This is a genomic window from Tissierella sp. (assembly GCF_031460495.1).
Classification (GTDB): Bacteria; Bacillota; Clostridia; order Tissierellales; family Tissierellaceae; genus JAVKTS01.
The window spans coordinates 38162-60111 of sequence record NZ_JAVKTS010000001.1; the positions used below are offsets into that span (position 1 = coordinate 38162).

Consider the following 21950-nt stretch of genomic DNA (forward strand, 5'->3'; position numbering starts at 1 on the left):
CCATTGAAATAAATAAAGGTCTTGCTTCCTAAAATGGATAGGTAGTTAGCCGGGATATCCGTGATGACGACTAACTGCTTATAAGCTACTCCCCTTTGATTTATATCATTATACAATAAAAGCAATTAAAATTCAATATAAATTCAATAATATTTGACAAGCCAAATTCTTTGTTAGATAATCTAAGTGGGGGATAATCTAGAAAAATAATTAATTGAGGTGAGTTTCGTGGAAAATAAAATATTAGTCATAGATGATGAAAAGGCTATTGTTGATATAATAAAATTTAATCTTGAAAAAGAAGGATATAAAGTAGAAACTGCATATGATGGTGAAGAAGGAGTAAATCTTGTTAATAAATATATGCCAGAGTTGGTTATATTAGATGTTATGATGCCCAAAAAGGATGGGTTTCAAGTTTTAAAAGAAATTAGGACAAAGTATAATACTCCAGTAATAATGCTTACTGCTAAAGAGGAAGAAGTAGACAAAGTACTAGGTCTAGAGCTTGGTGCTGACGATTATATAACTAAACCATTTAGCATGAGAGAATTAATTGCTAGAGTAAAGGCTAACCTAAGAAGAGTAGATTTTTCTAATACTTCTAATTCCAATGATTCAAACATGATGATAGCTTCAGATGATTTAGTAATAGATTTAAATAAATACGAGGTAAAAAAAGACGGAAATATTGTAGAATTGACTCTAAGAGAATATGAACTCCTTAAATTTTTAGCATCTAGTTCCAATCAAGTGTTTTCAAGGGAGCAATTGTTAGAAGAAGTATGGGGATATGAGTATTATGGGGATATTAGAACTGTAGATGTTACAGTTAGAAGGCTTAGAGAAAAGATAGAAGATAGCAACGGTGAATTTAAATATATTTTGACAAAACGAGGAGTGGGCTATTACTTCAGGAGGGCATAGTTATGTTCAATAGTATAAAATGGAAGTTTATTGTAGTTTATTTCCTACTAGTATTTATTGCTATGGTCATTGTTGGGATATTCATTATTGGAAGATTGGAAACCCAACAAATAACAAATATAACAAATACTATGGAACAACATATAGAAACAATAACTGAATCGTCTTCTTACTTGTCGGAAGATGATTGGAGTCTAGTACAAGAAGAAATACAAGATACACTAAATGAGTGGAGACTAGATAGTAATGAGATACTTTATGTAATATATGGCGAGGAAGTCCCAACTATTATAGCTTCTACATCAAAGCAAAAGGACAAGGTAATAGGACAAAATGCTTTATCACATAAATTATTAGATCCAACTCTTATATTAAGGGCTTATGATGGAGAAAAAGCAAGTGAGCCCAGAGAGGGTAGAGATATGGAAACAAATGAGGATACATTATTTAACCATATAGCTTATCCAGTTCTATCAGAGGTAGGTAAGGTTAAAGGTGTTATTTATATGTCTTCAGATCTTAAAAATGTATATATTACAGTAAATGAATCAAAGAGAGTTCTTACTAGCGCCACTATTATTGCTCTTATGATAACAGTATTTTTAGGCTTTTTAATTGCTTCAAGCATTACTGAGCCTATTAGTGATGTGACTAATAAGGCTCAAGAAATGGCTAGAGGAAACTTTGATCAATTTGTAGAGATAAAATCTGATGATGAGATTGGACAGCTAGCCAGTATGTTTAACCATCTGACCTTAAAGCTAAAAGATACAATTCAAGAAATGGATCTTGAGAGATCAAAACTAGATACGATTTTTAACTACATGGCTGAGGGAGTTCTTGCAGTAGATTCCAATGGATATATAATACATGCAAATCCTATTTCCCGGGAAATAATTAAAATGGCAGGGAAAGATGTCTTATTATATAGTTCTTTACCAAAGATAATTTTTCCATTGGAAGTAATAAATATTAGAAATATAAATTATAACGACGAAAGTACCTTAGAGGGAGATGAAACTCTTGAAATAAACTCTCAGGTGTACAAGGTTAAATATGCACCCTTTAAGAATGAAAAAAATAGTAATGGTGGGCTCATAATAGTGTTTCAGGATATGACCTCGGAACATAAACTAGATAATATGAGGAAGGAATTTGTTGCAAATGTTTCTCACGAATTAAAGACACCTATTACTACAATTAAATCATATACTGAGACATTAATGGACAATAGTGTAGAAGGAGAAACTAGAAGTAACTTTTTAGATGTAATAAATAATGAATGCGATAGGATGGCGAGGCTGGTGAGAGATTTATTGCAGCTTTCAAATCTAGACTATAATAAGACAACTTGGAAGAAAGAAGAAATTTGTGTCAAGGAATTATTGGATGAAATATTACTTAAATTAGAGTTTGCTTTTAAAGAAAAAGGGCATGAATTAATATTAGAAATAGAAGAAGGGTTACCAAATATTGTAATTGATAAGGATGGTATAGAGCAGGTTATACTAAATATAGTTTCCAATTCAATTAAATATACAGAAAAAAGTGGTAGATTAGAAATTACTGCAAAAGATATAGATGGATATGTGAATATTATTGTAACAGATAATGGCATAGGAATTCCTGAAGATGATCAAAATAGAATTTTCGAAAGATTTTATAGAGTTGAGAAAGGAAGAAGTAGAGAAGCAGGTGGTACTGGGCTAGGATTGTCTATTGCAAAGCAAATAATAGAGGCTCATGATGGAGAAATTTCCCTTGAAAGTAGCTTTAATAATGGGACTTCTGTTAAAATAAAAATACCATATGATAAAGTGTAATTCAATCTTAATTCAGTTGTAACAATTTTGTAATATATGTAATATATAATTAATTATGTAAAGTCTTGAGTAAAGGAGGAATTAAAGTGTGGAAAAAAGTATTAGCTGGATTATTTATTGGAGTTAGTTTATTTGCTATTAGTTCAGTAGGCCATTCTGCTGGATTAACTAATACCACTAAGATAGAGCAACAAGTTGATTTAACAAAATATCAATTAACTGAACCTAAAAATGATGCTTATACTATATATGATAAGATTACTTTTATTAATGGAAAAGCACCTACAGGGACTTCTATTATAATATCAGTATATGGAACAACTGATCTAACTAGAAAGAGTTTTGATCTTTCCAAATTACCTACTGATGATGATTATATAGAAATTTTTCAAGAAACTATAAAGTCAGGAAATATCGGCACATTTGAAAAACAACTTGATTTAGTAACAGGAATTAACAAGATAGTTATTACATTTGATGTGGAAGAAGTACCCCCTATTGAAATAATTGTATTGGTTAAAACACCTGAGACCATGAGCAATAGTAAAGAGGGAAAACTAGAAAATATTATAGATGCTATGTTGAATAAAAAATTATAATTACCTTTGATATTGGAGATGGTTAATATGAAAGAAAGGTTAAAGACTTTTCTGTTGATATCAATGGTAGTTATTACTCTTGTTTTGACTAAAAAATTGTGGATAGAACTACCTAATGCTATAAGTGATATATTTAGCAATAGAGAAGAGGCTTATAGTGTATCATATTTATTATCAGATATGATAATACCCAATAAATATATGCTGAATTTCAATGAAAACAATCATACATTTTTCTATGATGATTCTAGTTATGGTTTGTGGACCAATAATAGGAGAACTATAAGCAATATTTTAGGATCAAAGACCATAAAGACATTGGATTTGTCTAATGATGAGTTTTTAACATATGATAGGAAACGATCTATAATCTTTTACTTTCCCGAAAAAGTAAACACTTATATTCTGGCAAAAGCTTTGGATGTTAAAGATCCTAATACTATTGTAGATATACTACCCTCTGTGAAAAGTATTTATATCTATCTAGGTAATGAGGATCCTTTTTTTGTACTCTCAGATTCGGAAAAGAATATAGCTATATATGATCAATCAATTGATGTAGATAAATTAAAAGAACAAGTTCTTGAAATTGAAGAAAAGAAAGATCACAACTACTTTTTTTCCATGAAAGAAAAGTATGGTATTAATAACGAAGTATATGTGCCATATGAGATGCAAAATAATTTGCCACAGATTTATGTAGAAAATGAAATTAGAAACCTAGATGATGGCGAGAAGAAGCAAATGGCAGAGAAGTTTTTTAATAAAGATATTGATTATATTAGAGAGATTGAAGAGAGTAATGGGTCAACCATATATTTATATGACCAAAGAGTTTTGAAATTAAATGTAAATGGTACCTTAGAGTATTTTCATTCTTTAGAGGATATCATTAAAAAAAGAAATCTTTATGAGAGCTTAAGTACTTCTGCAGAATTTATATCCCAAAAAGCAGGAGTGACAAAAGGCATGTACTTGTCTAATATCGAAGATATAGAAGTAGATAATAACCTAGGATATAGACTGTCATTCAAATATAGAATTAGAGGAATACCTGTTATACTTGGCAACGAGGAAGTTGAAGGCTTTGTAGAGATTGAAGTATTCAATGAACATATAAGATCATATAAACATTTTATTAGAAAAGATATGAACAAGACAGTAGATAATATTATTGATGGGAAGAAAATGTTAACTTCATATAAGGTTATAGATATGAATTATGATTTCTTTACTGAACTGTATTTAGAGAAAAATGGAATTGTTTTATCAGAGGGGCAAGGATTACCTCCATCAGAGGAAGTTTTGTCTATTATACAAGATGTTACTTTATCATACTTTGACCCTTGTTTGAAGGATATTGAGGATGAGTTAATTGGAGTATGGGCTATAAGAACTGTGGATAATCTTTATGCATTTGATGTGTATAATGGTTCTCTGGTATATGAAAAAAGTCAAAATTAATTAATGGATGGAGAATTTTATGGACTGGTCAAAAGCAAAAACCATTTTAATAGTTGCATTTATTTTGACTAACATACTGTTAGGTGTTGTCTTATTTTCTGATGACTATAAAACTGAAACTACTACAACCCAAGGATTTGTAGAAGATGTTACTAGGATCTTAGAGAAGAAAGATATTATTATAGATACAGAAGTTTCTACAGAGATTCCTAGTTTAAATACCTTAACAATAGAGTATGAAATGATTGATATACAAGCTATAAATGATAACTTCTTTAATGGAGAAGGTAAGACTGAAGCTGAAGGACATGATGTTGTAAAAGTGTGGAATAATAATGAATATATTACAATTAATAATAGGAAAGTTTTATTATATGAGAATAATAATGAAGTAGAAAAATATAAGGATTTAGACATAGAAAAGGCTAAAGATATAGCCATAGAATTTTTAACTGAAAGAAAGTACGATGTTTCAGATATGAAAGTATCATATAAAAAAAATGATAATGATAACTATTATATAGAATTCTCGAAAGTTTACAAAGAAAGATATTTAGAAAAAGCAACTACAACAATAGAGATAGACAAAAGAGGAGTAAAAAGATTTATGCGAATTTGGCTAAACTTCATAGAAGAAGGAGAAACGCCTAGATATATTAGTACAGCACCCAAGGCAATTCTTAGTCTATTAAGTATTGAAGAATCCTATGGTAGAACTATCAAAGATATTTCATTGTGCTATTACTTTGATCCATCTGAGCAGGAGGATATCAAGGATACTAAGAATGCGAGAAAAGGTCAAACTGTTCCTGCATGGAGGGTTTTATTTGAAGATGGATTTAAGATTATCATAGATAATTATTAAAGAAGAATTTCGATTCTTCTTTTTTTTTCGTATATAGACTATAATAGAATAGTAGTAAGAAATGGGGGAAATATAATGAGCATTAGATTTTGTTCCTTATCTAGCGGAAGCAGCGGGAACTGTCAATATATTGAAACAGATAAGACAAGAATAATAGTAGATGGAGGATTTTCTGGGAAAAGGATGGAAGCTCTCTTATCTTCCATAGGAGTAAGTCCAAGTAGCCTTGATGGAATACTCGTCACTCATGAACATATTGACCATGTAAAAGGAGTAGGAGTATTTTCAAGAAGATATAATTTGCCAATATACGCCAATGCAAAGACATGGATAGGAATGGAAAAGACAATAGGAGAGATAAAGGAAGAAAACATTAAGGTCTTTACATCAGAAAAATATTTTGATATAAAAGATATAACAACTCAAGCTATTAATGTGTTTCATGATGCCTTGGAGCCAGTAGGATATATTTTTTATATTAATAATATTAAGATTAGCATTGTAACAGATACAGGGATAGTAAATGATTCCATGAAGGAAAAAATTAAAGGCTCTAATCTCTACTTAATGGAGTCAAATCATGATGTAACTATGTTAAAGAATGGTAGTTATCCTTGGCCTTTAAAACAAAGGATATTAAGTACAAGAGGACATTTATCAAATGATGATGCAGGTAGAATATTAGGGGATGTAGTCTCAGGGAATGGTGAGATAATATTATTAGGTCATCTTAGCCAAGATAACAACTTGCCAGAGCTTGCATATAGTACTGTAAAAGACCTCATACTAGAACAAGGAATAGATGCCAATAGAGATATTACACTAGAATTAACTTATAGAGATAAGGTGACTAAGGTGTACAATCTTTAGATAAGGAGGAGAATAATGCGCATATTATTGACGAACGATGATGGGATAATGGCAGAGGGAATATATACTCTTGCTAAGGAATTAGAAAAGGAACACGAAGTAATAATAGTAGCTCCAGAGACTCAAAGATCTGCTCAGAGTCATGCTATTACACTTTTTCAACCTTTAGTAGTTAAAGAGGTTGAGTTAGAGGGATTAAAATCAAAAGCCTATAGTATATCAGGTACGCCTGCAGATTGCGTAAGAGCAGGACTTGAGGTCTTGGCTAAAGGGCCAGTAGATATGGTGTTTTCTGGGATTAATATTGGATTAAATTCAGGGATGGACATACTTTATTCAGGCACAGTTTCTGCAGCAATTGAGGCTAATATATATAAGATACCTTCAATAGCAGTCTCAGCTGAATGGATAGATGGAAATGTTAATTTTAAAACAGCAGCCAAATATGCAATGGACATCTTGCATAGTATAGAGAATAAATTAAGGGAATCAAACATAGTTTTAAATATCAATAGTCCTTTTTTGAATCCAGAGGATATAAAAGGCATAAAGGTATGTAAAATTGGCGGAGCTATATACGATTATTATTTTATGGAACACAATGAAGAAGGAGAAAAAACTTTGAAGTTGAAGGGTAGAAAAGAAACGGAAGTAGAGGAAGACACAGATAGATATTATCTTAGCCAAGGATATGTAACAGTAACTCCACTTCATTATGATCTAACTAACTTTGGATTATTAGGAGAAGTAAAGACTTGGATATAATAAATGAATATATGGTATAATTTAGGGTAATAAATAATTATCACTTTAATAGAAAGAAGGGTTAATATGTTTGTTATTAGAGACAAGGAAAAAGTATTAAAGGCATATGTAAAGCGTTATCCTGAGTTGGATCAAGTTGTAATTGATGAATTGTCTAGGGAATATGATAGATACATAGATTTACTTAAAAACCTAGAAACTAGAGAAGAAGCTATAGCTGTATTTGAAGATGAGATTGAAAAGAATGAAAGAAGGTATTCTGATAATGCCCAAATGAAGGCATTAGAAGGCTCAACTCATGATCAATTTATGGAGATATTAGCAAACTATGGTCTGATAGTATTCTTTAGAGACAATATGATTGAGTGATTAGCGGCATTTTTAAGGTGTAGAGGATAATAGTTTTCTACACCTTTTTAGATTAAAGGGAGGGATAGATTTGAGGAAAGCGGTTGAAGTTGATTTTACTGTATTTGGGGATGACATGCAGTTTGTGGAAATTCAGCTAGATCCTACTGAGAGTATTATTGCAGAAGCAGGTTCCATGATGTATATGGATGAAAGCATTAAGATGGATGCAATATTTGGTGATGGCTCAGGTAAGGATGAAGGAAAGGGCTTAATGGGGAAGATGCTTAGTGCTGGAAAGAGAGTTATAACTGGTGAAAGCCTTTTTATGACAGAATTTGCTAACCAGGGGAATCAAAAGAAAGTTGCCGCATTTGCAGCACCTTATCCAGGGAAAATTATACCTATGGATATAGGAGATTATGGTGGAGAACTTATATGTCAGAGAGATGCCTTTTTATGTGCAGCAAAGGGAATAAGCCTAGAAATAGCTTTTCAAAAGAAAATTGGAGTAGGTCTCTTTGGCGGAGAGGGTTTTATCATGCAAAGATTAATTGGTGACGGTCTTGCTTTTTTACACGCTGGTGGAACCATAATAAAGAAAGATTTACAAGCAGGGGAAGTACTTAAATTGGATACAGGCTGTTTAGTAGCTATGACCAAGAGTATAAACTACGACATTGAAATGCAGAGAAATATTAAATCAGCAATATTTGGCGGAGAAGGACTATTTCTAGCAACCCTTAGGGGACCAGGCACTATTTGGTTACAATCATTGCCATTTAGTAGACTTGCAAATAGAATTTTTGCTGCAGGTGGTATAGGTAAGTCAGGTAGTAAGGATGAGGGAAGTCTATTAGGAAGCATTGGAATAGGAGATTTGTTTGGTAGGGACTAATATATATCGTTCAAGAAGCTATGCATGAGTATGCATAGCTTTCAATTTGTCTTATAAAATGACTATTTACTATTAAAATATGGTAAAATAAAATAAATAAAAGTGTATGATGAAAGGGAAGTACTATGAATATTAGAATTGTAGCAGTAGGAAAAATAAAGGAAAAATACATACAAGAAGGTATAAAAGAATTTTCAAAGAGATTATCAAGGTATTGTTCATTAGATATAGTAGAGATTGATGATGAAAAAGCACCTGAGAATTTATCTGAAAAGGAAATGGATATAGTAAGGAAAAAAGAAGGGGAAAGAATATTAAGCAAAATTCCCCAAAGTTCTTTTATTATTTCCCTGGAAATAATGGGAAAAGAATTATCATCAGAAGATTTGTCGAAAAAGATAGAGGATTTAATGATAAATGGTACAAATGATATTACATTCGTAATAGGTGGATCATTAGGATTATCTGAGGAAGTAAGTAATAAAAGCAATTTCAAACTATCCTTCTCAAAGATGACCTTCCCCCATCAACTAATGAGGTTGATATTACTTGAGCAGGTATATAGGGGATGGAGGATAATGAAGGGCGAGCCGTGATTAACTGAATACATTACTTCTAAATTTTATGTGTTATGCTCAAAAATAGATGAGTAGAAACACTGAATGGAGGAATGTATTATGAGGAAAATAGCAGTATACACAAGGGTTTCATCGGCAAGGCAAGCAAGTGATGATGCGTATTCACTTGAAGTTCAGAAAGAACGATGTATCTACTTACTGAAGAGTAAAGGCTATGCAGAAGAAGACATCGTTTATTATACTGACGCAGGGATTTCAGGAACAACAATAGCAGAAAGAGATGAACTAAAGGAATTATTAGATGCTTTAGAACATGGAGAATTAGATGGGATTTGTTGTTATGATTTATCAAGAATTAGTCGTTCCATTAGTCATACAATGGAAATTTTTAGACTCCTAAAAGAAAATCAACTTCGTCTTTACACTTGTGATGGTGCTTTTGACGGTGATATTAATGGACAAAATGCAAAAATCATGGTTAGTATTTATTCCATGCTTAATGAACTCTTCATAGACCAGTTAAGGGAACGTGTACTGGACGGAATGACAAAATCAGTAGAGGCGGGCAATTATTTCGGTGGACCTGCACCCATGGGTTATCAATATGAATATTATTCTACCAAGCAAGAAGGAAAAATATTAGAAACTCAAGATACAAAGACAAAGAAAAAAGATATAAAGAAAAGATTAATAATTAATGAAGAAGAAAAGCCAGTTGTTGAATTGATTTTTGATTTATTCACCAATCAAAAACATTCCATAAGAGGTGTTGCTCAATATCTTAATACGAGAGGATATAAAACTCGAAGAGGAGCCCAATTTGCTACAGCAACGGTTCAAAAAATACTTGAGAATCCTGTGTATGCAGGACGACTCTTTTGGGGGAAACGAAGACAAAAAAAGAAAACAGACGAGGGAGTACGTGTTTGGGAAAAGATTACAGTCTATGACATTAACTTTTATGATTTGCCTGAAGGAAATCATCCAAAAATTGTAGATGAAGAGTTTTTTCTTGAAACAATTGCAAGGCTTAATAGTAGAAGACAAATTCGAAAGAACCAAAATACAGCCCAAGCAATGAGAAATATAACTAAAGAAACATATGATGACATGCACAAAAAAATGTTCATTAATATCTTACATTGTCCGAATTGCAACGGAAAAATGACGAGTAGCAAACAACCTGGGCACAGGAGGGCTGACGGTACAAAATCAGAATCAAAAGTGTACTACAAATGTAGCACGTATAATTCTGGAAAAAACCACTGTGACGGATATTATTCTGTTCAAGAAGAAAGAGCCTTTAACTTGATTAAAGAGGATTTCTTTAATCGGTTAAAACAAGCCTTTGTATTGGTTAAAGAATATCAAAATTATCTTGCGGAAAAATTTGGTACGAAAGAGCGAATGATGTTTGATGAGGAAATTGAAAAAATTAAGAAAGAAATTCAACTGCTAGAAAGAAATAGAAACAAACTGACTTCCAAACTAGATTTGATGATTGGTAGGCAACTTGATACTGATGTAGATTCAGTTAAGTATATTAGATTTGAAAAAATGATAAAAGATACAGAACAAGAGATTACAAAGGTTCAAGAAATCATAGCAGAACAACAAAAGAAAATCAAACAAGCCGAAAAGCGTAGAGATGCTCTTCTTCAAGAAACACAAGAGCAAGAACAATTTAGTACAATGGAAGAATATTTTAATTCCCTCTCCCTACTTCAAAAGAGAGGATTGTTGGAAAAGGTATATAGTAAGATTGTAATTGATACGATATCAAATGCTAAAAGAGGACCGAAAAAGATATCTCTTAAAGAAATGGAATATAATCAGTATTCAAGTGTATCGGGACTTTGTAAAGTACTTGGTGTACAAGATTTTAATGAGTTTAATAATTATTTAAAGGCTAGTGGTAAACATGAATTAACCCTAATACAACAGCATTTTGGCGATGAAGAGGAATACATGAAGGAAATTGAAAAATCAAATATAAATATTAACCCAAAAGTAAGAAAGTATATAAGAGACTTAGATGAGCAAGTTGCAGAAAAACATGATGAGTTCCTTGTACAATTTATGGCAAGTATTGAGGATGATATGGAAACGATGACATATGAAGAATTTGAAGAACGATACGATGATGCCAGCCGAAAATACAAAAATGATAAATTTATAAAAAACCTGAAAAAACACCTTCATGATAATTGTGAAAAGATTTTTTCAGATATGAATGCAACTGAACTCACCCTTGTTTAATGACAAGGGACTTTTTATGCCTTTTGAAAAATAATTTGTGTAGAGATCCTGGATGATAGTTAAGAATAGGGTACTATAATACGTTATACTCAAAATAAGGGAGTTGATAGGAATGATTAGAGTAATTTTTCAATGTACTAATTTAGTAGATGAGTATAACTTAAATAAACAAGTTATTATTCAGCAATTGCAAAATATACAATTGAACGAACCCCAAAATTTTGTAATTACATATTCTCAGGATTTTCGTTTTACCTTAATTGGTAAAATGGAGAATAAGGAAGTAACCCTTCAATCTATAGAAAAGGCCATTGATTACGAGAAGATGGATAATAGCGATTTATTTAACCTAATATCACAAGGAAATCAAAAAAGCCTTTCATAGGTTTTTTTAATACTTAGAAATTCCTTTTAATTATCTTGCTGCCTTAAATTCTTATGTGCGCTACAATGTTTATAAAAGTATAGTGTATTTTTTAAATATTTGAATACGATATTTTAGACTTTTCCGGAAATGTCTTTAATATATAATACCGTATTTGGAAAGGTATACATTCATAAACAATGAAGCATAACTGTTTTGTATATACATATAAAAGTATATATAACGCTTATATCCATTATTATCTAAAAACCCAACATTATTCCTTAATAAATATTATTATTAAGATATGACGTTGGGATTTGAATTAAACGCTTACTTCCGTAAAGGATTTGTCTAACAAAATTAGGCGTACATGTTTATCCCTGTATTGCAAAGCATTTATGAAATGCTTTTGTGTAAAAGGTAAAGGTTTTAATGTTTTTAATTTGCTTAATGAAGTAAGCCTTATTTATATGAGGATAGGAAGTCACTTTGTTTACTTCCATACTTTTCGTAGAAAACAGTTAGGCTAATTTATTCATATACTTACTTAATATATATGAGACGTAACAATCTTACTTTTATCACTATCTGTCAGCAAAATCCTCTTTTGGATTTTGGTAATAGTAGGGGAGGGACAAACTATGCATAGGTGCTACGCTTATTTACGGGTTTCCACGAAGGAACAAAATTTATCAAGGCAAATTGATTGTATTCGGCAACTAGAAGAACATATAGATGAACGAGACATTTATTGTGATAAGGCTAGTGGAAAGGACTTTCAGCGTCCAGAATGGCAGGCTTTAAAAAGAAGCATTCGTCCTGGGGATACACTTTTTGTTCACTCTTTAGACAGATTGGGCAGGAACAAGAAGGGAATTTTAGACGAGTGGCAGTGGCTTGTAGACAATAAAATTAATATTGTTGTATTAGATATGCCACTATTGGATACAAGAAAATACCAAGGGCTTGATGGAGTCGGGGATTTAGTTGTAAATTTAGTCTTACAGATATTAAGTTGGCTTGCTGAACAAGAACGAGTCAATATTAAAGCACGGCAAAGGGAGGGTATTGATTCAGCCTTGAAACGAGGAGTAAGGTTTGGGCGGCCAGCCGTTCCAAAACCGAAGAACTTTGAAAAGATATATTGTAAGTGGCAGGATGGTGAAATGACAGCAACCAAAGCCATGGAAGTTTTAAACCTAAAACGGAATACCTTCTATAAATTTGCTAATGAACAAAAAGAAAAAGATTTACAGCGAAGCAAAGATAAAGAGATGAATAAAGAGAAAATTAAAGAGATGTTATAAAAAGATTAAATAAAGAGAGGCGATTCTGATGGAAAAGAAAGTAACTGTAGAAGAAATCAGACGGATAAAGAAAGAAGTGAAAAAGAGTACCATTAAAGCAAATCCGTTAATTATACCGAAATCTGCTATGAAGTACGACAAATTAACGATGGATAAAGAACGGGCAGAAAAAATATTCGGTAGAATATTTTTTTAACATGTACTATATATAGACAGTGAAAAGAGAAACTACGGAAAGAGCCGAAAGAAGCAGATTGATACAGAAAAGAAAAGATAAATTAGATAAATAAGAAATAACCCTCTTTACGTAGGGTTATTTTATTTTTCTGGCCTTTTACGAACGAATGTGCTATTATTTTATTAATAGATTATATGATATAATGATAATTTAGGGAAGGAGCGTTTATTTATGGTTAAGACAAAAGTTTATACAGCCGTTTCCCTGTTTAGTGGTGCAGGCGGTTTAGATATGGGATTCGATAGAAAAGGATTTAAGACAATTTGGGCAAATGATGTTGATGAAGATGCATGTGCTACCCATCGACTATGGAGCGATGCTGAAGTAGTTTGTGAGAAAATTGAAAATATAGATTTTAGTACAATTCCCGAATCAGACGCAATTTTTGGTGGATTCCCCTGTCAAGGATTCAGTTTGAGCGGACCACGTAAAATTGATGATTCCAGAAATACTTTATATAAATACTTTGTAAAACTAGTAGAAGAAAAACAACCATATGTATTTGTAGCAGAAAATGTAAAAGGCATTCTAACTTTAGGGGAAGGCACTATATTTGAAGCGATAGTGGAAGATTTCAAAGGTAAAGGATATAAAATTTTTCCTAAACTATTAAATGCTAAAGATTATAGTGTACCTCAAAGTAGAGAAAGGGTTATTTTAATTGGTTTTCGAAATGACTTAGGTGTAACTGAATTTGAGTTCCCTGAAAAACACGACAGAATTATTGATTTAAGAGAGGCATTAGCAGGTTTCCCAGAGCCAAAACTAGAAGATGTGTGTGATGCTCCATATAGTTCCCGTTTTATGAGCCGAAATCGAAAGAGAGATTGGGATGAAGTATCTTATACTATTCCAGCCATGGCAAAACAGGTTCCTCTCCACCCTTCTAGCCCTGATATGGAGAAACTTGAGAAGGATTTATGGAAATTCGGAGACAATGGAGTTACAAGAAGATTCAGTTGGCAAGAAGCGGCTGCTATTCAAACATTTCCGAGAAATATGGAATTTGTCGGTGATTTGACTTCTAAGTATAAACAAATAGGAAATGCTGTACCTGTCGGACTTGCGGAAGCAGTAGCAGAAAAAGCATATGAGAAATTAAATGAGTGTTTGCATAATAATCTACAGGGTTTTAAGGAAAGGGTGGTGTAATAATGGCAATTCAAACAGGGAATGGTAAGGCTTTTGAATATGCTTGTCTCCAATCCCTAGATAATGCTTTGGGTGGGACGCAACAAGTTGTGGTCGAACAGAACAGTGCTTTGGCGGTTGCAATGGAGCGATATAATGGTGCAACTGAAGAAATGAGAAATAGTATGGATTTAGGTGCAGACGCAGCGACACGAGTAATTCTGCGTCTGGAACCTCAACTAACGACTCCACAAAATAATGTCCCTCTTTATCTTTCCATTCAAGAGGATTCAAGAGGGCAGCAAGGGGATGTAAGAGATGTCCTTTGTATTCGTAGGCAGAATGAATGGGAAATTGGATTAAGTTGCAAACATAATCATACAGCCGTAAAACATAGTAGGCTTTCAAGAACAATAAATTTTGGTGACTCATGGTTTGGCATATCATGTTCACAAAGTTATTTTGATGAAATTAACCCTATTTTTGATGAATTACAGGAACTACGAGAGCAAGGAGAACTTTGGAGAAACGTAGAGGACAAAGAAGAACGTTTTTATGTACCAGTTTTGGAAGCGTTTATAAGGGAATTAGGAAGGCTTAATCATGATAATCCAGGTTTAATTCCAGAACGACTTCTTCAGTATCTTTTAGGACGCAATGATTTCTATAAAGTAATCACACTCGATAGGAGAAGGGTTACACAGGTTCAAGCATTCAATTTGTATGGAACATTAAATCGAAATTCAGGGAGAGAGCGTTCAATAGTAAATGTCCCCCAACTGAATATGCCTACACGCTTTTTTGATATTAGTTTTAAACCCAATTCAAGAAATACAATTATTGTGACATGTGACAATGGTTGGACAGTGAGTATGAGAATTCACAATGCAAGTTCAAGGGTAGAACCATCATTAAAGTTTGATGTTCAATTAACGGGAGTCCCTCCAACCTTGCATAGTCACCATGAAGCATGGTAAAAGTACATAATTAAAGACAAACTGTTATTCTGTTTTTTAGAATAACAGTTTTTTATTTAGTGTCAATTATATCACATTTCTCAATAATTGTTTGAAAGTACTGGCCTTTTAGGTTTGGGCACGTTATACTAATAATATAGAAGAAATGCTATTCGAATATAGTAAAAAGGGGTGATTCATCATGAAAAAAGTTATTAATGTAGTTTTCAATGTAGTAATTCCTATTATAGTGGGTTATGCCATATTTGGAATCCTTTTATCCATATTCAGAGATATACCAACTATTGGACATTCAGTAACAAATCTTTGGTATGTGCCATTTTCAATATTAACTTTATACATGGGATATACAAGTGTAAAAGATTACCGATTAGCCAAAACTCGATAAATTAATTGTTTTATATAATACCTCCATATTATAAAGCAGGATCCACTAGTGGTTCCTGCTTTTCATCTAGTTATTTAAAGAACGTTATACTAAAAAACAAGGAGAGTGATAGCGATATGGAATACATGAAATTTATTCGACGAATAATATGGGATTTGCAAACAGAGTATGATGAAGTGCGAATGGATGGAAAAGATAGAGTATATGTGGCTAAAGGGGCAATGAGTGTATCAGTTCCATTGCATCCAATGTATCAAGAATATCAAATGGTTGGGTATCAGGAAAATCTCAATAATTATAAAAAGATAATTACTGATATACTAAATTCTTACAAATTTAAGTTAGATTTAAATAATGTATATCCCTTGATAAAATCTAAGTCATTTAAGATTCAAAAAGAATATATATGTGAAGATTTATTCTGTGATTTATCGGTATATTGGGTTACGGATTTTGAGGATGTTTTTCGATTTGTTTCTACTGAAGATATGGAAAGTGCTAATATTGATATAAACACTCTAAAAATTGAGAGTCGCAATAATCTTAACAAAATGACAAACCCATTGGTTCGGTTGGATAATTCACATAAAATCTATACTCTTCGATTTGATACCGATTATGCAGCAACCCTCTTTCTATCTGAAAATATACAGGAACAAATCAAACGAAAAATAGGTAATGACATTCTCTTTTGTATGCCTTCCTCTATGACTTTACTTTGTGCAAAGTATCAAAAACTCTCTTATAAAACTTATACCCACATATTAAAGCAACTGATTGCAATTGATAATGATGTGAATAAAATATCGGATAAAATATATAGAAGGAATAAAGATGGAAAATACTCCATAATTGCTTAAAGGATAACGGTTCAAAATGAGCCGTTATTTTTTTATGCAAGTCTAACCTTTGCAGTGTGCTATTATCATATTTTACAAATATAAAGGAGAACATGATATCCCCCTTACCAAACCATTTTTGCAAATTCTTTAGATTACAAAGGGTAAACAAGAACCACAACCCTTATGATAGCAAGCAAAATTAAGCGTACATATCAAAAACCCAACGCCATTCTTCAGGATTGAACGTTGGGTATTTTAATTACTGTGTTTAATTTTATTCAAAAGTACTTTTTGTTTTCGTAAAGAAATAGTAAAAGTCATGGTTAATTATATTCGTAAACTTTACAAGATGAAAATTTGAAATTAATCAACTTCCTATATAAAATTCCAAAAGTAAATAAAAAATGTAAAAAGATTTCTTCCACCTAATAGGTCGGCAATAAAAAGGAGGGGATGATTCTATGAAAGGTTACATCATTTTTAATAAACACGTTGCAGCAAAACTCATGTTGATGGGTGAAGATTTAATTTTTACCCGTAAAGACAAAAAAGAACCAAAACGAAATGTATATGTATTTCGAAGTTCCAAGACAATCCGAAAAAATGTTAAACATATTACACAAAACTAAATACTGAAAGGGGTTGATACTCTTGATAAACAAAGGGGATTATTTCAAAATCGAAGGTGTCGATGCAATTGAATTTCAAAAACAAATTAAAACATTAAAAAATCAGATTTTACATGGTAATAATAAAGATAGATTTTTAGTTATCAATGGTGAAGCAGGTTCAGGTAAAACTATTTATAGCGAGCAAGCACTTGCTGAATTAGTACAACAAGATAAAAAAGCAATCTTTGTTAGAAAGTTTGTGGAAGATTGTCAAGGTTCTGCAATGCGTATCAATAGATATTGTAAAAAGGAAGTAGCCAATGCTATACATGCAGAAAACTATCAAGATTACAAAGATATGTTAGACGATTATCATATTCTAATTATCACACATAAAAGATATACAGATTTAAGTAAAAATAAATCAGAGAGAAGAAGATTTGCTGAAAACAGAGAAGTGTTAATCATTGATGAAGAAATCGATATGTTGGAAGAGATGACATATACGATGCAGCGAATAGAAGAATTCGATGGAATGCTTGAGCGTGGTATTATAAGAGATTTATACACGGTTTGCACTAGAGAAATAGAAAGTTTTTTACGAACAAATAAAACAAAAACCTTTTTTAAAACATCTATTGACGTAAGTCAGGAACTTAAACAATTAAAGAAATTAATAAAAAATAGTAGACTAAGAGAATTTGTTAAAGCCAAAAACTTCGTCTTTGATGACAATATTGAAACAGCCATCATTACCAAAGAAGAAAAAGATATTCTCCTAACTAAATCAGATTTTATAAACGAAATTGAAGTGTTGGAGAATTTCATCAATCGTACTTGCTATGTGGAAAACACACATATGTATTCTTTCGATAGAAAAATTAAATTCTGGAAATTAGAAAATAATATAATCCTTGATGCAAGTGCGTCAATCAATAGTATCTGTCAAGTAGGAAAACAGTTTAATCTTCAAAAGGATAAAAAGGTAATCAACCATAGTAATTGGACAATGAATGTCATAAACCAAAATTCAAGTAAAAGTAATAAAGAAAAGACAGAAAATCTATACGATGTAATCAACAATGAAATTGCCAACATAGAGATATTGGGAATGTTTGAAAAGACATTGGTTATTGGGGCAAAAGATGAACAAAAACATATAAAATCTTCTCATTCTACAGATTACAATTGGTTCGGAAATATCACAGGAAAAAATGATTGGAAGGATTTTACAAGAATATTCCTCATCCACAACCCTCAATTTGCTTTCCACACATATATCGCCAAATACCAAATCTACGCAGGTGAAAACTCTTTACTAAATGAAAGTCTAGGAATACTACGAGATGGGCAAGTGGTTAGATTTATGAGTGAAAAATTAGAAAAGTTGCGACAAACCACCATTGCTGCTGAAATTTATCAGGCTATAAAAAGAATTAATCGACTAAATAGAGATGATGCTGAAGTATATTTGATGAACCATGATACTGAAATTATCAACCTTGTAATCAGTCAATTCCAGAACATTCAAGTGCATGAATACCAATTAGAAAAAGAGATAAAATACAAAGAAAGCAAAATGGATAAATACAACAAAAGAAGAAAAGAAAATTCTTACGCTACTGCATTTATTCATCTATTATCTACTCTAGATAAGGGGAAATATAAGAAAAAACAATTGAGAGAGTTAATTGGTTATAAGAACAATAATACATTCGCTAGAGACGTATTAAATAGGATTGAAGTTGCAGAGTTTATGGTAGCAAACAATATAATAGCAAAAGGACAAAGCATATTTGTAAATTAATTAGTTAATATAGTGATTAAAAGTAGCCATTTTGGCAAAACCGATTTTAGAATCGTTACTCTAATAGAGAAGGTAAGAAGGGAAAGTAATGAGAAACGAACCTATTGTATATCTAATAGATAGAGAAACAATGTAAAAACACTTTATTTAAAGATGAGCCGTTGAGAAACGGTTTATTTTTTTATATTTATCTCATCAAATAAATCCTCCTATACAATCTATTTATACTATTGAAGAGGAAAAATAAAGAGAATTTTTATATGGAACGAGTTCTCCTTACTTTATTTAATTTACTGCCTTCATCATAGGGTTGGGAATAATAGACTATTCTACACGTCATAAACTCAACATCTCAAACGCGATTATAATGAAGTTTTTCCGTGGAACTTAATCCAATGGAGTATTCTTCTTTTGCAATTATGATTGAATCTCCACCACATTCACATTTTCACTTTATAATAAAAATATAGTATAATCAATTATAGTATAATCAATTGAGGTTTTCAAAAAAGAGTAAAAATGTAGAGGAATTTCAAATTATTTAAAGAAATTTTCAAAATGGGTAAGATATAAGTGAAAATGGGTAAGACAATTTCAATAATGGGTAAGACAACTATAAACATTTAAAAAAATTTGAACATTTTTCAGATATTTTTAGAAATAATTTTAAAGAAAGTGAGATACGAATGAAAATAACCATTATATCAACAGAAAAAGTAAACAGTAAATATACCAAGGAAGCCATAAGTGAATATTCAAAGCGTTTGAGTGCTTTTACAAAGATAGAATATATAGTATCGAAAAATCCAACGAAAGATATCCCAAATAATACTTATGTTATTCAAATTAATACCAAGGGAAAAAATATAACTTCCGAGGAATTAGCACAAAAAATGGATTATATAACAACCCATGGACAAAGCCACATTGTTTTTCTCCTGAATATCTCTTTAGACATCTCTTCCGATTTTTCTCTTGCTATTTCTCCAATGGAAATAGGAATGGATATATTACCCATTGTTCTCTATGAACAAATTTATCGAGCATTTACTATTATTTCAGGTAAAACTTATCATAAATGAAAAATTAATAAGTTTTGTAATGCTATGATAAAGAAGCCTTTTTTATTTTGAAAGTACTTATTTAGATAAATGATTGGAGGAAAATATTATGTTGCAAGTAATTTCTAAGAAATTTTTTGAATCGGAGGACTTTTTTGTTACAGAAAGGGAAATTAAAATTTACTCAAATATTAATTCTGAAAGCATAATCCAATCCCCGATTGCATCTATGGAACCATTAGAAATAGATAATGAAGGTATTACTACATATTTATTAAAGTATGATAATGTTATTGAGAAACAGAGGAGTACTGGTTTTCAATTAATTGCTATTGGTGATAATCAAATTATAGGGGATTATTTGTCTTGTCTTTCTTTTTGGTTTAAAGGATTATTTTCTACCGAAAAGAATGTTATTAAATCTTTAATAAGAACTAAGGAAGAAAGGATTTATGAAAGTCATTTACCGAGAAAAATTGTTCCATCTATTTTTAAAGAAAATATAAAAGTTTCAAAGAAAGAAATTGACATGTTTAATGAGTTTATTGCAAGTCTGATAGGACTACCAAGGGAAACTTATTTACTTACAATTAAAGTTATAAGACAATTTTTTGATGCCTTGACTACTATTAACTATAACCTAGAACTATCATATACAATGTTCGTCGCTTCTATTGAATCACTTGCACAAAAATTTGATAATTATAAAACGAAATGGGAAGATTGCCCGAAAAGTCTAACAGTACCTTTAGAAAATATATATAAAGAAATGGAAGAAAATACAGTTAATGAAATTAAAAAAGCCATTATTAATGAAATACATGTTCAATTGTCTAGTAGATATCGAGGTTTTGCGTTATATCACATCACAGAGTCTTATTATAGAGATGAAGCAATTGATATAGGTAATCCTTGTAAGGAATCACAGTTGCTTGAAGCCATACGAAACTCATATGATTTGCGTTCAAAATATGTACATACATTAAATGAAATACCAAAGATAATAAAAACAGGGGGAGAAAGTGAAATTTATAATAATGGGAAGAACATATATTTTACTTTTCCAGGTTTAATAAGATTTACAAGACATATAATTTTAGAATTCATTAGAAGACAAGAACAAATTGAAAAAGAAAAAGTAAATTATTTTGCTCAACTTCCTAATTCAATTGAGGTAAACTTAGCACCAGAATATTGGCTTCACAAGGTAGACAATTTTAACTTAAAGACTGTTTGGAGGTACTTAGAGGGTTTTTTGAATTATTATGTGGATTTTATAAAAAGTGACAATAAAGATTACATAAATTTATTTTCTATCTGTAATAAAATTGAATCTATAATAAAAGGTTTAGCAAAAGATGAACAGAAGGTGCCATTTGTAGTTTTGTATATTTTATATAACCTTCCACTAAAAAATGATATAAGATGTTCTGGTTTTGATAAATTTGCAGAAAAATATGAGACAGTATTAGAAGTTCCGTGTATAGAAAATGTAATTTACCACTTGTTGACGGGAAATGAATTTCCATGGACTTTTGACACTACTTTAAAGATATATGAAAAGTATGAAAAGAGGAGAAGGAAAAATAATCAAATTAAAGTACCGGGAATTTTAGAAGTATGCCTTTTATTAGAAATTGCAAATCTATCGATTAAAGAAAACGATATGGATATCTATTATAAAATGGTTCTAAAAGCATTACATGAACACCCAGGTGATAAATTTCTATTAGATATTGTAAATAATGTAGAAGGTAAAGAAGAAATACAAATAATTAATTGGGAAGATAATTATTTTAAAGATAACTAGTACAACTGATAGTAA

The 21950-nt window shown here is 31.2% G+C and carries 21 protein-coding genes; all 21 read left to right on the forward strand.

The genetic code is table 11. From position 1 onward, the window contains the following. Positions 1–228 precede the first annotated feature (228 nt). The 21 genes from RIN63_RS00195 to RIN63_RS00295 all read left to right on the forward strand — a co-directional run bounded on the left by RIN63_RS00195 (position 229) and on the right by RIN63_RS00295 (position 21935). Positions 229–927 (forward strand): response regulator, encoded by a 699-nt coding sequence (locus RIN63_RS00195; protein WP_310442623.1) that lies wholly within the window; start codon positions 229–231, stop codon positions 925–927. A 2-nt stretch (positions 928–929) separates the two neighbouring features. Then, a complete protein-coding gene (locus RIN63_RS00200; RefSeq protein ID WP_310442624.1) occupies positions 930–2750 on the forward strand; it encodes an ATP-binding protein in 1821 nt (606 codons plus the stop codon). Positions 2751–2836: 86 nt separating this feature from the next. After that, positions 2837–3349, forward strand: coding sequence for a hypothetical protein (locus RIN63_RS00205; RefSeq protein ID WP_310442625.1), 513 nt, complete (start codon positions 2837–2839; stop codon positions 3347–3349). Positions 3350–3376: 27 nt separating this feature from the next. Beyond that, a complete protein-coding gene (locus RIN63_RS00210) occupies positions 3377–4813 on the forward strand; it encodes a hypothetical protein (protein ID WP_310442626.1) in 1437 nt (478 codons plus the stop codon). Positions 4814–4832: 19 nt separating this feature from the next. Beyond that, complete coding sequence (locus tag RIN63_RS00215; RefSeq protein ID WP_310442627.1) at positions 4833–5678, forward strand: hypothetical protein; 846 nt, start codon at positions 4833–4835, stop codon at positions 5676–5678. Between the two features lie 75 nt (positions 5679–5753). Further along, positions 5754–6548, forward strand: a complete 795-nt coding sequence (locus tag RIN63_RS00220) for an MBL fold metallo-hydrolase (protein ID WP_310442628.1) — start codon at positions 5754–5756, stop codon at positions 6546–6548. A 15-nt stretch (positions 6549–6563) separates the two neighbouring features. Next, complete coding sequence (surE, locus tag RIN63_RS00225) at positions 6564–7313, forward strand: 5'/3'-nucleotidase SurE (RefSeq protein WP_310442629.1); 750 nt, start codon at positions 6564–6566, stop codon at positions 7311–7313. 66 nt (positions 7314–7379) lie between these two features. Beyond that, the gene (locus RIN63_RS00230; protein WP_310442630.1) at positions 7380–7682 is read left to right on the forward strand and encodes a hypothetical protein; all 303 of its coding nucleotides are present in this window, start codon (positions 7380–7382) and stop codon (positions 7680–7682) included. 70 nt (positions 7683–7752) lie between these two features. Next, positions 7753–8559 (forward strand): AIM24 family protein, encoded by an 807-nt coding sequence (locus RIN63_RS00235; protein ID WP_310442631.1) that lies wholly within the window; start codon positions 7753–7755, stop codon positions 8557–8559. A gap of 125 nt (positions 8560–8684) precedes the next feature. Further along, on the forward strand, positions 8685–9155 hold the full coding sequence (rlmH, locus tag RIN63_RS00240; RefSeq protein ID WP_310442632.1) for a 23S rRNA (pseudouridine(1915)-N(3))-methyltransferase RlmH: 471 nt from the start codon (positions 8685–8687) through the stop codon (positions 9153–9155). Positions 9156–9236: 81 nt separating this feature from the next. Beyond that, positions 9237–11396, forward strand: a complete 2160-nt coding sequence (locus RIN63_RS00245) for a recombinase family protein (RefSeq protein WP_310442633.1) — start codon at positions 9237–9239, stop codon at positions 11394–11396. A gap of 112 nt (positions 11397–11508) precedes the next feature. Next, on the forward strand, positions 11509–11781 hold the full coding sequence (locus RIN63_RS00250; protein WP_310442634.1) for a hypothetical protein: 273 nt from the start codon (positions 11509–11511) through the stop codon (positions 11779–11781). A 623-nt stretch (positions 11782–12404) separates the two neighbouring features. Next, on the forward strand, positions 12405–13070 hold the full coding sequence (locus RIN63_RS00255) for a recombinase family protein (protein ID WP_310442635.1): 666 nt from the start codon (positions 12405–12407) through the stop codon (positions 13068–13070). 28 nt (positions 13071–13098) lie between these two features. Then, on the forward strand, positions 13099–13266 hold the full coding sequence (locus RIN63_RS00260) for a hypothetical protein (RefSeq protein ID WP_310442636.1): 168 nt from the start codon (positions 13099–13101) through the stop codon (positions 13264–13266). A 213-nt stretch (positions 13267–13479) separates the two neighbouring features. After that, positions 13480–14460 carry a DNA cytosine methyltransferase gene (locus RIN63_RS00265; protein ID WP_310442637.1) on the forward strand — a complete coding sequence of 327 codons (981 nt, stop codon included), beginning with the start codon at positions 13480–13482 and terminating at the stop codon, positions 14458–14460. A 2-nt stretch (positions 14461–14462) separates the two neighbouring features. Beyond that, positions 14463–15416 (forward strand): HaeIII family restriction endonuclease, encoded by a 954-nt coding sequence (locus RIN63_RS00270; protein WP_310442638.1) that lies wholly within the window; start codon positions 14463–14465, stop codon positions 15414–15416. Between the two features lie 181 nt (positions 15417–15597). Then, positions 15598–15804 carry a hypothetical protein gene (locus tag RIN63_RS00275; RefSeq protein ID WP_310442639.1) on the forward strand — a complete coding sequence of 69 codons (207 nt, stop codon included), beginning with the start codon at positions 15598–15600 and terminating at the stop codon, positions 15802–15804. 182 nt (positions 15805–15986) lie between these two features. Continuing rightward, a complete protein-coding gene (locus RIN63_RS00280) occupies positions 15987–16664 on the forward strand; it encodes a DUF1444 family protein (RefSeq protein WP_310442640.1) in 678 nt (225 codons plus the stop codon). Positions 16665–17288: 624 nt separating this feature from the next. Continuing rightward, the gene (locus tag RIN63_RS00285) at positions 17289–19064 is read left to right on the forward strand and encodes a DEAD/DEAH box helicase (RefSeq protein WP_310442641.1); all 1776 of its coding nucleotides are present in this window, start codon (positions 17289–17291) and stop codon (positions 19062–19064) included. A 686-nt stretch (positions 19065–19750) separates the two neighbouring features. After that, positions 19751–20146, forward strand: a complete 396-nt coding sequence (locus tag RIN63_RS00290; protein ID WP_310442642.1) for a 23S rRNA (pseudouridine(1915)-N(3))-methyltransferase RlmH — start codon at positions 19751–19753, stop codon at positions 20144–20146. Between the two features lie 88 nt (positions 20147–20234). Continuing rightward, positions 20235–21935, forward strand: a complete 1701-nt coding sequence (locus RIN63_RS00295; RefSeq protein ID WP_310442643.1) for a hypothetical protein — start codon at positions 20235–20237, stop codon at positions 21933–21935. The last annotated feature ends 15 nt before the right edge of the window (positions 21936–21950 follow it).